This window comes from Cecembia rubra, assembly GCF_003014575.1.
In the GTDB taxonomy this organism is placed as follows: Bacteria; Bacteroidota; Bacteroidia; order Cytophagales; family Cyclobacteriaceae; genus Cecembia_A; species Cecembia_A rubra.
On sequence record NZ_PYGF01000015.1, the window covers coordinates 72802 to 86046 of the forward strand.

Below are 13245 nucleotides of genomic sequence, written 5' to 3' on the forward strand. Positions count from 1 at the left end.
GGATTTTGGCAAATTGGGAATAAAGCTTCTTTTGTGTGCTATTTTGGTCTGATTATTGGGGTATTGGGCCTGTTTGTGGTAATTATATCCAAACAAGTTTTGAAATTATGTTCCATTTAAATCAGATCAATTATGAAAAAAATCATGTGGTTTTTATCAGTGACACTTTTGCTGACAGTATTTTCACCAGTAGCCATGGCAAAGAAAGATAAGCCTGAACTGACCGAAGAACAGAAAGAAAGATTAAAGGAAATTGAACTCCGAGTAGAAGAAATCAAAGCCATGGATTTTACCGATTTGGATAAGTCAGAGCGTAAAGAAGTGCGTGAGGAACTTAAGGAAATGAAAAAAGAAGCAAAAGAATTGGGGGGTGGAATTTATCTTTCAGTAGGAGCTATCATCATTATTCTTTTGATTTTGATTCTATTAACCTGATATATGTTCCCGGGTCAAGAATGAAAAGTCCCCCTCGGAAAAGGGGGATTTTTTTTGAATAGTGAATTGAATCTCCACGTTCAAATTTCCAAATCATAATCCTTAATTTTGTACCTGCTGAAGAAAAGCCGTAATGAAAATCTGTTTTGCTACCAACAACAAAAAGAAAATCGAGGAGGTGAAAGCTGCTTTAGGGGAAGCCTTTGAGATCGTATCATTAGCCGAAATCGGCTGTCATGAGGAACTTCCGGAAACAGGGGATACCCTCGATCACAATGCTTTCCAGAAAGCCAGGTATGTTTTTGAAAATTACGGTATGGACTGTTTTGCCGATGACACAGGATTGGAAGTGGAGGCATTGGATGGAGCTCCGGGTGTTTATTCAGGAAGGTATGCCGGAGAACCCAGGTCGGATGAGAGAAATATTGAAAAGCTCTTAAAGGCAATGGAGGGGAAAACTAACCGAAAAGCCAGTTTCCGGACCGTCATTGCACTGATTCAGGAAGGAAAGGAATATGCCTTTGAAGGGATAGCTGAAGGTGAAATCATCAAGGAGAAAACAGGGACCGGAGGATTTGGATATGATCCGGTGTTCAGGCCCTTGGGTTTTGAAAGAACCTTTGCAGAGCTCAGTCTAGAGGAGAAAAATAGAATCAGTCACAGAGGCAAGGCAGTTCAAGCTTTGGTGGAGTTTCTAAAATAATTTTTAATTTTGTCCCCCATGAAGAAACCTTTCATCGTTGGGATTACAGGCGGGAGTGCCTCTGGAAAAACCCTCTTTTTGGACAAATTGCTGCATACTTTCGATCCAGGACAGGTTTGTCTGATTTCCCAGGACAATTATTATAAACCAAGGCATCTTCAGCCCATAGATGATAAAGGGGTTCACAATTTTGACACACCCAATTCCATAGATTTTGAAAAATACGCAGAGGATATCCGGAAAATCGGAGGAGGGGAGACGGTTTACCGTCAGGAATATACCTTCAATAATCCCAATAAAAAACCCAAAATGCTGGAGTTTGCTCCGGCTCCTGTGGTTGTAGTGGAGGGGATTTTTGTTTTGTATTATCCTGAACTTGCAGATTTATTGGATCTTAAAATTTTTATCGATGCAAAGGAATACATCAAGTTGAAAAGAAGAATCGTAAGAGACAAAGTGGAAAGAGGATATGATCTGGACGATGTATTGTATCGATATGAGATGCATGTGATGCCCACCTATGAAAAATATATAGAACCCTTTAAACACGATGCCGACCTGATTATTCCGAATAACAGAAGTTTTGAGCGGGCATTGGACGTGATTAGGACGTACCTGCGTGTTAGAACAGAATAAAATTCTGAAACCAAATATTTTGAGATAATTTCCAAGCATTTAGATTTTTTAGAATAAGGATGCTTGGATATTCAAAACTTTCTATATTTGCCACCCGTGAGTAAAAAGAGAAGACATAGCGCCATCTGGAGACAACGTGCCACTTTACTGTTGGTCATGTTTTTCTGCATGCTGGTTTCAGTCCTGGAATACCTTCCACAGTCTGATGCTCATCATTTGTCTTCCCAGCAAGAACAGGAACAGGAGTCTCAGGATGAAAATCAGACTTTTTTAAATATCGCAGTTGATGCTGTTGTTCCTTTTGTAACAGTAATCGGGCAGCAAGTTCTTTATCTGATTTATGAAATCATCAGTTTTGAGAAGCCTGTAACTTCCAATCTTAGTTTTTCACTACCCACTAATATCCCTTATTGGGAAATCCTTTTGGAGCGGATCATATCTACCAACGCTCCCTAATTTAACCTTTTTGATTCTTCTTGTGTATTCCGGCTATGGTTATCGGGATAATAATCTATTTAAATCAAGTAAAACAATTAATCTAAAATAATATGCGTAACAAAGGTGTCGTAGTGTTTTTGACAGTAGTCATTACAGCATTGTGTCTGTATTACCTGTCATTCACACTTGTATCAAACAGAATCGAAGGCCAAGCGACGGCCTATGCCACAGAAGCTGGAGGGAATGTGGATTTTGACAAGAAACAAGCTTACCTGGATTCTATTTACAGAGAACCAGTTTATAATTTTCTTGGAGCAAAGTTCACTTATAAAGAAATCAAAGAAACTGAATTAGGTCTTGGCCTTGACCTTCAGGGCGGGATGCATGTGACCTTGGAAGTTTCTCCAGTAGAGATTGTGAAAGGTTTATCCGGTAACAGCAAGGATGTCACATTTAACCTTTCATTGAATCAGGCTACTGAAGCTGCAAAAACAAGCAATGAGAAATTTGTAAACTTGTTTTATGCTGCTTGGCAGCAAAATGCCAGTGGAAGAAAGTTAAGTGAGATTTTCGCCACTGCTGCCAATAGGGGAAGGATTTCTTTGGAATCATCTGATTCTGATATTCTAAAAATCATTGACACAGAGGTTGAAAATGCCATTGAGCGTTCTTTCAATATCTTGAGAACAAGGGTAGACAGATTCGGTACTTCCCAGCCAAATATCCAAAGAATTCAAGGTTCAGGAAGAATTCAAATCGAACTTCCTGGGGTAAGTAATGCAGAGAGGGTAAGAAATCTTTTGCAGGGTGTAGCCAAACTTCAATTCTGGGAAGTAGCAGAAATCAATGAGTTTTTGGCTGAGCTGGAAGAGGTGAACCGTCTTTTGGTGGCTGAAGCACAAGCTGCAAAAGGAAGTTCCACTGCCCAAACAGAAGAGGAGGCTGATGAGACCACAGATCTAGAAAGGCAGTTGGCACAGGGTTCAGAGGGTGATGACATTTCTACCCAGATTTCTCCTTTGTTTTCTTTGACCAAAGGACAGGGTCTTGTATATGAAATAAGAGATACGGTTACTATCAACAGGATTTTGGCAAGAGATGATGTTAGAACCCTTTTGCCTAGAAATGTGAAATTCCTTTGGTCTGTCAAGCCACAAGTGGTGGACAATATGGAGCTACTTGAGTTGTTTGGTATAAAATACAACAGAGCTTCTGATCAGGCTCCACTTGAAGGAGATGTAATCACAGATGCCAGACAGACATTGGATCAGACTTCAAGACCTGCTGTCAGCATGCAGATGAATGCGGATGGTGCCAGAAGATGGAGAAAACTGACCTCTGAAAATATCGGCAGAAGAATCGCAGTGGTTTTGGATGATTATGTTTACACTGCTCCAGTTGTTCAAAGCGAAATTCCTTCAGGTCAATCTGAAATTACAGGTAATTTCACTATTGAAGAGGCGAAGGACTTGGCAAATATCCTGAAATCAGGTTCACTACCAGCTCCTACCAAAATTGTTGAGGAGGCCATAATCGGTCCTACTCTTGGTAAAGAAGCGCAGAAGCAAGGTGTGGTTTCCATGATCGCAGGTCTGGTGCTGGTGGTCCTTTTCATGGTTGCTTATTATTCCAAAGGAGGCTTTGTAGCCATTGCTGCCTTGGTATTCAACATCTTTTTTATCCTAGGTATCTTGGCGCAGTTAGGTGCGGCGCTTACCTTACCAGGCATTGCAGGTATAGTATTGACCATTGGTATGTCTATTGACGCCAACGTGTTGATCTTCGAAAGGATCAAAGAAGAATTGAGAAGGGGTTCAGGCTTGATGGCTGCCATCAATGAAGGTTATAACAAAGCATTTTCCGCTATCCTTGACTCCAACGTCACTACTTTCCTTACGGGAGCTATTTTATATGCATTGGGGCAAGGTCCTGTAAAAGGATTCGCAATCGTATTGATGATAGGTATTGCATCTTCATTCTTCTCTGCTGTATTTATTACAAGAGTGATTGTACACTGGATGAGCAAAAAAGGAGATAAGAGTAATATTTCTTTTGCAAGCCCTTTTGCGAAAAATACATTGGGTCAATTAAATATTGATTTCTTGGGTAAGAGAAAAGTTGCATATATCATTTCAACCTCGATAATTGTTATAGGTTTGGCCATTGCTGCGATCAATGGACTGAAGTTTGGGGTGGATTTTACAGGTGGTAGGTCTTACATCGTGCAGTTTGCCCAGCCAATGTCCCCTACAGATCTTAAAGTTGGTTTGGATGGTGAGTTTGATGGCTCAGTTGAAGTGAAGACTTACGGTGCAAGCAATGTCATGAAGGTAACCACTTCTTACTTAATCAATGAAGATGATGATGATTCCAATGCTGAAGTGGAAAGAAAAGTAATTGAAGGAATTGCGTCTATCACTGGATTGAATTATAACAACGACGCAGCTAATCTTGGAGATGCTCAATTTACCATTACAGGATCTTCCAAAGTTGGGGCTACGGTAGCTGATGACATTAAGAAGTCTTCAGCAGAGGCCATGTTCTTTGCCTTGGTTGCGATCTTCTTGTACATCTTGTTGAGGTTCCGTAAGTGGCAGTTTTCTTTGGGATCCATTATTGCCTTGGTGCATGACGTGTTCTTCGTGATTGCTGCATTTGCTATAGCTTCTGCTTTGGGTGCTACTTTCGAAATTGACCAGGTATTTATTGCAGCGGTATTGACTGTGGTAGGTTACTCCATTAACGATACTGTGATTGTTTTTGACCGTATCAGGGAAAATATCGAAAACCGTGGTACATCCAAATTGGTAAAAATGTTCAATGATGCCATCAATCAGACCATGGCCAGAACATTGATCACCTCTGCCACGACTTTGATAGTGGTATTGGTATTGTTGATCTTTGGTGGTGAAGTATTGAGAGGATTCTCCTTTGCCCTGTTCATCGGTGTATTGATCGGTACTTATTCTTCTATATACATTGCTACACCTGTAGTGGTAGATTTGATGAAGAGAGAATTGGAGGCTGAAGCTGCCCAGGAAGCAAGCGGTAAAAAGACTGCATAAGCTGTCATATTATCTAAGATTGGGAGTCCAGGTCTGATGATCTGGCTCCTTTTTTTTTGGGGGGATTGTGACAAAAAATCCCCTGTACAGGGGATTTTTTAGCCCTTTCAAACATCTTACCTTTGTAAAGAAAAGGATAGGTTCATGTTTGGAGGTTTTTATCTTTTGGTAATAGCGATTGGGTTCCTGTTTTCTCTTTTTCCCTTAAGAAGAATCCAAGGGGTAGAATCTACTGCTCAAAATTGTATCATTTCTATTTTGTTCCTTGCTTTATTATTGGAAGGTTTAGGTGATTATACTGCTTCCAGAGGCATTAATAATTCACTCCTTTATAATTTCGGGTGGGTGTATTTGGAATCTCTGCTTCTGATATATTATTTAATCCAGCTTGAAATTGATTGGGGATTCAAGAGAAAGATCATTTGGGCAAGTTTAGGAGTTTTGATCTGGGGTATGGTCAATTCTCTTTTTTTTCAACCCATTGACACTGTTTTTCAGTATTTCACCTTTTTACCATTTGCCTTGTTGATAATTTTTTTGGTGTTAAGGTTTTTGATTCAGTTGATACAAATGAAAACTTATGCAGACAGGGATTTGATTCAATTGCCCCATTTTTGGATTTCTTGGGCCATATTGCTGTTTTATATGGAAGCCATATTGTTGTTTGGGACTTATCAGTTCCATCCAGTTTTTGTATTGGATAATTTACATTTGTTATTCACTATCAACCAGGTGGTAGCAGGACTGATGTACCTAGTGTTTGGTTTGGCCTTTATGTTGCCCTGGCTTAATAGGAAGAGAGTAACTTTCATTGAATAACCTTATTTCAGGTTGGAACACCTTTAACTCAGCCAATTAATATCATTTGTTTGCCAGATATTTTTCACGTAATATTAGTAGCATCAAAAGATAAAAATACTTTGAACTTGGGATTGGCTTGGAATTTATACAATTACATCCTTTTATTGTCCTTAGTGATTGGGGTAATCCCATTTTTTTCTTTTCAAGAAAATAAAAAGGAACATAGGGTTTTGTTTTCAGTGATTTTTTTGGGTCTGGTAACCGAAGCTATTGGATTGTATTATGGCTCTAGGGGTATATATAATTCCTGGATATATAACATTAGCTTTTTGTACTTGGAAACCATTGTGATTTGGTTTTATTTTTTGGCTGTATTCCGGAAGGGACATTATCAAAAGATATTCATTGTGGGTATTGTGTTATTTTCTGTTTGGTTTGTTTTCAACTCCTTCTTCTTACAGGGTTTTTGGGAAGTTTTTCAAACCTATACTGTGATTATTTCTTCCCTGTCCATCATCTTATGTTGCCTTTGGTTTTTTTATTTACTTGTAGCAAAGAATTGGTTAAGTGAAAAAAGCTTGGTTTGGTTTCCTGCTTTTTGGGTGGTATGTTTTTTATTTTTCTTTTACGCTGCTTCTTTCCTGTATTTTACCTCCCTAGGTTATTTGATTAGTTTAGATTGGCATTTGAACTACATTTTAAACTCTATTTTAAAGACTTTAAGTGGATTGATGTATATGGTCATGGGCTTTGCTTATCTTTTACCTTATTTGCAAAAAAAGTTTTTCTTAGCACCTGAAAAGTACTAAATTAGGAATTGGTAATCTTTTATAACATTCACTTTTAATAGTTTAGCCATGAATCAGGAAGATTTGAAAAAATTCGTAAAGCCTTACAGAGAAACTATTCAGGTAGGAGAACCAGGCCGCGATAAGCGAGGAAGAGTCATTAAAGATCAATCCCAATGGGTATTTTTTGATAGATCGACCATTGAAAAACTTTTAGGGATGACAGATGCCAATAAGGGGGGCATAAAAGTTTATTTTGGTCAATACAATAGGGAAAATCTTTATTTAGTCCCACAGGATAGGAGGGATAGAGAACAATACATCGGAAAAATTTCTGTAGCCCTTTCTGCAGCCAATGAAGAGCAAAATGGCATTTTTGATGTCTTTTTGAGTTCAGAGGGTCAAAGAAGTGGTGGTAATTCCATAGAAAATGCCGGCAATTTATGTCCCCCAAATTGTAAACCACCTACAGAGATCAATTTATAATTTCATTTTTTCAATTTGAAGCGATTATATTGAGATTAGATCTCTGCACAATTGAGAAAAAATTTCATGAGAAGATTTACCAATGAAATTGACAATTAGACATTGTGGAATAAAGAAATAAATCCTATGGTGAATTTTAATTTCTTCCTCTATTAGGGAGTAAAAACATGAACCTGGTTGATCTCCTAGCAAAAAAGTAATTTGTTGAGTACTATTAAATATATCATCCATTTTAGGTTTCTTTGACATGGGTAGTAGTGGCTCCGAAGTTTTCTACATCGTTTTATTAGGATTTGTATTGATGTTGTTGATGGGCTCATTTATTGTGACTATGGTGATTGTACATCGTCAAAAGCAGCTACAGAATCAACAAAAACTGGCGGCAGTAAGGGCAGAATACGAGAAAACCATCATCAATGCCGAGAAAGAAATCAGGGAAAATACACTTACCCACGTAGGGCGGGAACTCCACGACAATATTGGACAATTACTCTCTTTGGCCAAAATGAATTTGTCCAGTTCCAAACCAGAGAAGGTTTCTGAAGGCAAGTCCATGATCAATCAGATCATAAAAGAGGTGCGCGGACTTTCGAAATCCTTAAACCTGGATTGGGTGGAATCCATCACTTTAGAAGACTTTATTCAGAATGAACTTGGGAAGTTGGAAAGCGCTGCATTTTGTCAGACAAAATTCACCAAGATTGGAGTGGAAGGAAGTCTCGAAAAAGACAAGAAAATCATTCTGATCAGGACCATACAGGAGTGTCTGAACAATGCCATCAAACATGCCAAACCAAAAAGTATCTCCTTTTATATGGAGACAAAACCGGACCAGTTGATGATATGTATAAAAGATGATGGAGTTGGTTTTGATACTGCTCAAGGCAGTAGTGGGTCGGGAATGTATAATTTGAAAAGCAGAATGAACACAATTGGAGGTGATTTTGAAATTAAATCCAAACCAGGTAATGGAACAGACATTAAACTCTCCTTGCCTATATCGAAACCTTGACTTATCTTTTGGAAATAAATCGAATCACCCTATATAAATTAACAACTTCTTCATGATTACCATTGCATTGGCAGATGACCATAAAATGTTTGCAAAGGGGATAGAAAGCCTTTTGGAAGAGGAAGAGGATTTTAAAATCAGAGGGGTTTTTAACAATGGGCAGGAATTATTGGATTTTTTAAAATCCCATCATGTGGATATAGTCCTTACAGACATGAATATGCCCCAGATGGACGGGATGGGTGTAGTGGAAGCAGTGAAAAGAAAAATCCCACAAATAAAGGTGATTGTTTTATCCATGTATGATGATAAAGTGATCTATGAAAAAAGCATCAAACTGGGGGCTGATGCTTATGTACTAAAGGGTTCTGATCCTGATGAACTCATCTACACAATTAGGGAAGTATATGAAGGTAACTATATTCAAGGTTTTCAGAAGTTAATTTTTCAGCAGGATGATGGAAAATATCCTGACCATTTCAAAGAGCGTTTTAAGCTTTCCAGAAGGGAGCTGGAGATATTACGCCTGATCAAAGATGGTCATCTCAATAAGGAGATAGCTGATATCCTAAGTCTTAGCCAGCATACTGTAGAATCCCACCGCAAAAAAATCCATCAGAAATTGGGTGTGAGTTCAGCCGTGGAATTGGTGAAAAAGGCGATTGAGATGAATCTGTAAAAAATATTATATGTATATCCCCAATAATACCGGTAATCATTAGAAATCCGGTTTTTAACCATTCTTATATTTATTGATATAGGATCCGCCTCGGCGGACAAGTTATTCATGGAAATTGATTCTAATTTACAGGTAAATTATATGAGTGGTATGATTGCGGATGATCATAAAATATAAAATCCCTGTCTTCAAGAAACAAGTCTTTCTTTCAGACAGGGATAGAATTTTAGCGTTCAGATTATTTAAACGGAAATAGCATAAAGCTCCTTTAATTTTTCAATTGTATAGTCAACTTCTTCCAAAGTATTATACCTGCTAAAAGAAAACCTTACTGATTCTCTCTCCGGATCATGTCCCAAAGCCCTCAAGACATGGGAACCAACTGTAGCCCCACTGCTGCAGGCAGAACCCCCTGAAGCGGATATGCCATGTAAATCCAAGTTGAACAAGAGCATACCTCTGTTTTCCTCAGATGGTGGCAAACTTACATTCAGGACTGTATAAAGACTTTTTTCCAAGTCTCCGGAGCGCCCATTGAAAGTAACACCGGGAATATTTTCTTTTAACAACTCGATGAATCTCTTTTTGAGAGATTCAATATGGCTTCTATGCCCATTCATATCTTCATAGGCCAGTTCAAGTGCCTTGGCAATACCGATGATACCAATCACATTTTCGGTACCTCCTCTCATATTTCTTTCCTGTGCTCCTCCATGGATAAAAGGATGGATTTTTTTGTCTTTTCTGACATATAAAAATCCGGAACCTTTAGGACCATGGAATTTATGACCACCAGCTACCAGGGCATCTACAGGAAGGGTTTTAAGGTCATGTACATAGTGTCCCATAGTCTGTACGGTATCTGAATGAAAAAATGCACCGTAAGTTTTGGCAAGATTGCCAATGGCATTCAGGTCATTGATATTCCCAATCTCATTGTTGGCATGCATCAGGGAAACAAAAGAGTTTGGATTGGCTTTGAGCAAGCCCTCCAATTGATCCAAGTTGATTTCCCCCTTTTGGTTTACATCCAGAAGACTGAGTTTTATTTTGCCTTTTTTGGCACACTCTTCCAGTGTGTGCAATACAGCATGGTGCTCAATGGGGGAAGTTATGGCATGTTTGATACCATGAGTTTCAATACCACAGACAATGGCTGTATTGTCAGCTTCTGTACCACCGGAAGTGAAAAAAATTTCAGAAGGACTGGCGTTTATCAGTTCTGCTACTTTTTTACGGGCTTTTTCAACGGCAGACCGTACTTCCCTGCCATGGCTATGAACAGAAGAAGGATTGCCATAATGGAGCTTCATGTAGGGTAACATGGCTTCGATTACCCTATCATCCATAGCAGTAGTGGCGGCATTGTCGAAATAAACTCTCATCTTCAAGTTATTTTGCTGGGTATATATTTATTCCTTTCCCAAGTTCAGAACTTTGAAAAGTATTTAAGATCCTGAAATTACCTCTTTGATATCCAGAATGATTTTGTTGGCCAAGTGTTCAGCTGTAGCCTGTGTTTCAGATTCAGAATAAATTCTGATTATGGGTTCTGTGTTTGATTTCCTCAAATGTACCCACTCTTTTTCAAACTCGATTTTCACCCCATCAATATCATTGATGGGCTGCTTGCTGTATTTTATTTTGATTTCCTCGAGAATCTTGTCCACATCAATTTCTGGAGTGAGTTCGATTTTATTTTTTGAAATGTAGTAATTAGGATAGCTTGCCCTCAACATGGAGATACTTTTTCCAAATTTTGCCAGATGCGTTAAAAACAAACCAATTCCAATCAACGCATCCCTACCATAATGTGATTCAGGATAGATGACACCGCCATTACCTTCTCCACCAATGATAGCATTAGTTTCCTTCATTTTGTTGACCACATTGACTTCACCAACTGCAGCAGCCTGGTATTGACCACCTCTTTTCTTTGTCACATCGCTCAGCGCACGGGTTGAACTTAAATTGGAAACGGTATTTCCGGGAGTCTGCGAGAGCACATAATCAGATACTGCCACCAAGGTATATTCCTCTCCAAATGGAGACCCGTCTTCGTTCATAAAACAAAGTCTATCTACATCCGGATCCACAACAATACCCAGGTCATACTTTCCCCTTTTCAGTTTATCGGCGATATCCCTTAGGTTTTCAGGTAGTGGTTCAGGGTTGTGCGGGAAATGGCCGTCAGGTGTACAGTACATTTCTTCTATTTCTTCCACTCCCAGCGCGCGAAGCAGTTTAGGAACTGCTATTCCACCTGTAGAATTGACAGCATCAACCACTATCTTGAATTTACGTGCTTTGATGGCTTCAACATCCACCAGTTTAAGACTCAATACATGTTCTATATGTCGGTCGATATAATTATCAATCCTGCTGTATTTGCCTAATTTTTTTACTTCGGCAAATTTGAAATCTTCATTTTCTGCGCTTTCCAAAATAGCCTTACCTTCGGCATCAGAGATGAACTCACCTTTGTCATTTAACAGTTTTAGTGCATTCCATTGGATAGGGTTATGACTTGCTGTAAGAATAATTCCACCTCCTGCCTTTTCCAAGGGTACAGCAAGTTCTACGGTAGGGGTAGTGCTCAGTCCTAAATCTACGACGTCAATGCCTAATCCCTGAAGGGTTGCAGTTACTAATTTGGAAATCATATCTCCAGAAATCCTTGCATCCCTACCTATGACCACTTTTGGGTTTTTGGTATGATTGATTACCCATGCTCCATAAGCTGAGGTAAATTTTACTACATCCAAAGGTGTAAGTCCTTCACCTGGTTTACCACCTATAGTACCTCTTATGCCTGAAATAGATTTAATTAATGCCACGTCTTAAACAATTGTTTAAAATTGAAAAATCCTGGGATAGCCAGGAAATGAAAATTATTTATTTGAATTTGGCCAAAACCTTGTCCACTTCATTATCAGGGTTGCCACAGGAAGAATTAGCATCCACTGTTTTGCCACAATAACTACAGGTCCCTCCATCTTTGTTGAGATAAGGGTTTTGGGAGGCACAAGTCCCTTTAAACTCACCGTTTTTCAATAAGATAAGCCTCACGGACATTAATACGAAAAACAATGCCAAGAAGCCTAAAGTCAAATACAAGGTTGCCATATCAATTTAATTTGCGCAAATTTACGTAATACTTTCAAAACGTCCTCAAATTAATTATAGTTTCCCTTTTTATGTCTGAATTATCATCAAGAGAATCGCAGTTGGCAGCATTTGACCGTTTACTCACCATTATGGACGAGCTCAGGGAGAAATGTCCATGGGACAGAAAACAGACCTTGGAAAGCCTTCGCCACCTCACCATAGAGGAGACTTTTGAGCTTTCCGATGCGATTCTAGAAAACAACCTTGATGAAATCAAAAAAGAATTGGGCGATATCCTCCTGCACATAGTTTTTTATGCCAAGATCGGATCAGAGAAATCTGCTTTTGATATGGGTTCAGTGATCAATAGTCTTTGTGAAAAGCTGATCAGAAGACATCCTCATATCTATGGAGATGTAAATGTAAAAGACGAAGAAGCTGTCAAACAGAACTGGGAAAAAATCAAACTGCAAGAGAAAGGGAATGTATCTGTATTGGGAGGTGTACCCAAATCCCTTCCTGCACTGATCAAAGCCATGCGGATTCAGGAAAAGGCAAGAGGGGTAGGATTTGACTGGGAAGAAAAACATCAGGTATGGGAAAAAGTTGAGGAGGAAATGAAAGAATTCAAAGAAGAATTCAATGCTGCCAAAGAGTATGAAATAGACAAAGAAAAAGCTACGGGTGAATTCGGTGACCTTTTGTTTTCACTGATCAATTATGCCCGGTTTATTGATATTAATCCAGAGGAAGCCCTAGAACGTACCAATCTGAAATTTATCAAAAGGTTCCAGTATCTTGAAAATGCTGCCAGGTCAGCAGGCCGCAAAATCGAAGATATGACTTTGGCTGAAATGGATGTGTATTGGGAAGAGGCTAAAAGGATACCGAAAGATTGATTTTGTGTTTTCTGAGACACTATCCCGATAAGTGTGTAAACTTTAAATTATGATTTTATGGTCAGGTTTCAAGAAGCCTGACCCTATCACCAAATATAATCAGGAAACTGTTAAGGATAGTACCCCAGTCTCGAATGGGCATAGTCCATTTTTTCGATGCTTCCCTTGCAGCGAGGAAAACAGACTTCATAACAG

13 protein-coding genes and 1 pseudogene are annotated in these 13245 nt (G+C 38.9%); 10 read left to right on the forward strand and 4 right to left on the reverse strand.

Annotated features, from left to right (window positions below):
* Nucleotides 1-132: 132 nt before the first annotated feature.
* The 9 genes from CLV48_RS18720 (at nt 133) to CLV48_RS18765 (ending at nt 9043) form a co-directional block, all read left to right on the forward strand.
* Complete coding sequence (locus CLV48_RS18720) at nt 133-435, forward strand: hypothetical protein (protein WP_106568825.1); 303 nt, start codon at nt 133-135, stop codon at nt 433-435.
* A 133-nt stretch (nt 436-568) separates the two neighbouring features.
* Nucleotides 569-1138, forward strand: coding sequence for a non-canonical purine NTP diphosphatase (locus CLV48_RS18725; RefSeq protein WP_106568826.1), 570 nt, complete (start codon nt 569-571; stop codon nt 1136-1138).
* An 18-nt stretch (nt 1139-1156) separates the two neighbouring features.
* The gene (gene udk / locus CLV48_RS18730; protein ID WP_106568827.1) at nt 1157-1774 is read left to right on the forward strand and encodes a uridine kinase; all 618 of its coding nucleotides are present in this window, start codon (nt 1157-1159) and stop codon (nt 1772-1774) included.
* Between the two features lie 96 nt (nt 1775-1870).
* Complete coding sequence (locus CLV48_RS18735) at nt 1871-2230, forward strand: hypothetical protein (protein WP_245889613.1); 360 nt, start codon at nt 1871-1873, stop codon at nt 2228-2230.
* Nucleotides 2231-2322: 92 nt separating this feature from the next.
* A complete protein-coding gene (gene secDF, locus CLV48_RS18740) occupies nt 2323-5277 on the forward strand; it encodes a protein translocase subunit SecDF (protein ID WP_106568829.1) in 2955 nt (984 codons plus the stop codon).
* A gap of 144 nt (nt 5278-5421) precedes the next feature.
* Complete coding sequence (locus CLV48_RS18745; protein WP_106568830.1) at nt 5422-6096, forward strand: hypothetical protein; 675 nt, start codon at nt 5422-5424, stop codon at nt 6094-6096.
* An 839-nt stretch (nt 6097-6935) separates the two neighbouring features.
* Complete coding sequence (locus CLV48_RS18755; RefSeq protein WP_106568831.1) at nt 6936-7352, forward strand: hypothetical protein; 417 nt, start codon at nt 6936-6938, stop codon at nt 7350-7352.
* Nucleotides 7353-7599: 247 nt separating this feature from the next.
* Entirely contained in the window at nt 7600-8364 is a 765-nt protein-coding gene (locus CLV48_RS18760; RefSeq protein ID WP_106568832.1) for a sensor histidine kinase, read from the forward strand.
* 52 nt (nt 8365-8416) lie between these two features.
* Complete coding sequence (locus tag CLV48_RS18765) at nt 8417-9043, forward strand: response regulator (protein ID WP_106568833.1); 627 nt, start codon at nt 8417-8419, stop codon at nt 9041-9043.
* A gap of 242 nt (nt 9044-9285) precedes the next feature.
* On the opposite strand, the gene CLV48_RS18770 is transcribed toward CLV48_RS18765, so the two are convergent.
* From CLV48_RS18770 to CLV48_RS18780, 3 genes are all read right to left on the reverse strand, one after another.
* Nucleotides 9286-10428, reverse strand: a complete 1143-nt coding sequence (locus CLV48_RS18770) for a cysteine desulfurase family protein (protein WP_106568834.1) — start codon at nt 10426-10428, stop codon at nt 9286-9288.
* Nucleotides 10429-10491: 63 nt separating this feature from the next.
* The gene (gene glmM / locus CLV48_RS18775) at nt 10492-11880 is read right to left on the reverse strand and encodes a phosphoglucosamine mutase (protein WP_106568835.1); all 1389 of its coding nucleotides are present in this window, start codon (nt 11878-11880) and stop codon (nt 10492-10494) included.
* Between the two features lie 58 nt (nt 11881-11938).
* Nucleotides 11939-12169, reverse strand: a complete 231-nt coding sequence (locus CLV48_RS18780) for a hypothetical protein (protein WP_106568836.1) — start codon at nt 12167-12169, stop codon at nt 11939-11941.
* A 71-nt stretch (nt 12170-12240) separates the two neighbouring features.
* Between CLV48_RS18780 and mazG the strand changes: the two genes are divergently transcribed.
* The gene (gene mazG / locus CLV48_RS18785; protein WP_106568837.1) at nt 12241-13050 is read left to right on the forward strand and encodes a nucleoside triphosphate pyrophosphohydrolase; all 810 of its coding nucleotides are present in this window, start codon (nt 12241-12243) and stop codon (nt 13048-13050) included.
* Nucleotides 13051-13111: 61 nt separating this feature from the next.
* On the opposite strand, the pseudogene CLV48_RS20960 reads toward mazG, so the two are convergent.
* Nucleotides 13112-13245, reverse strand: a pseudogene (locus tag CLV48_RS20960) (IS256 family transposase); the annotation flags it as partial.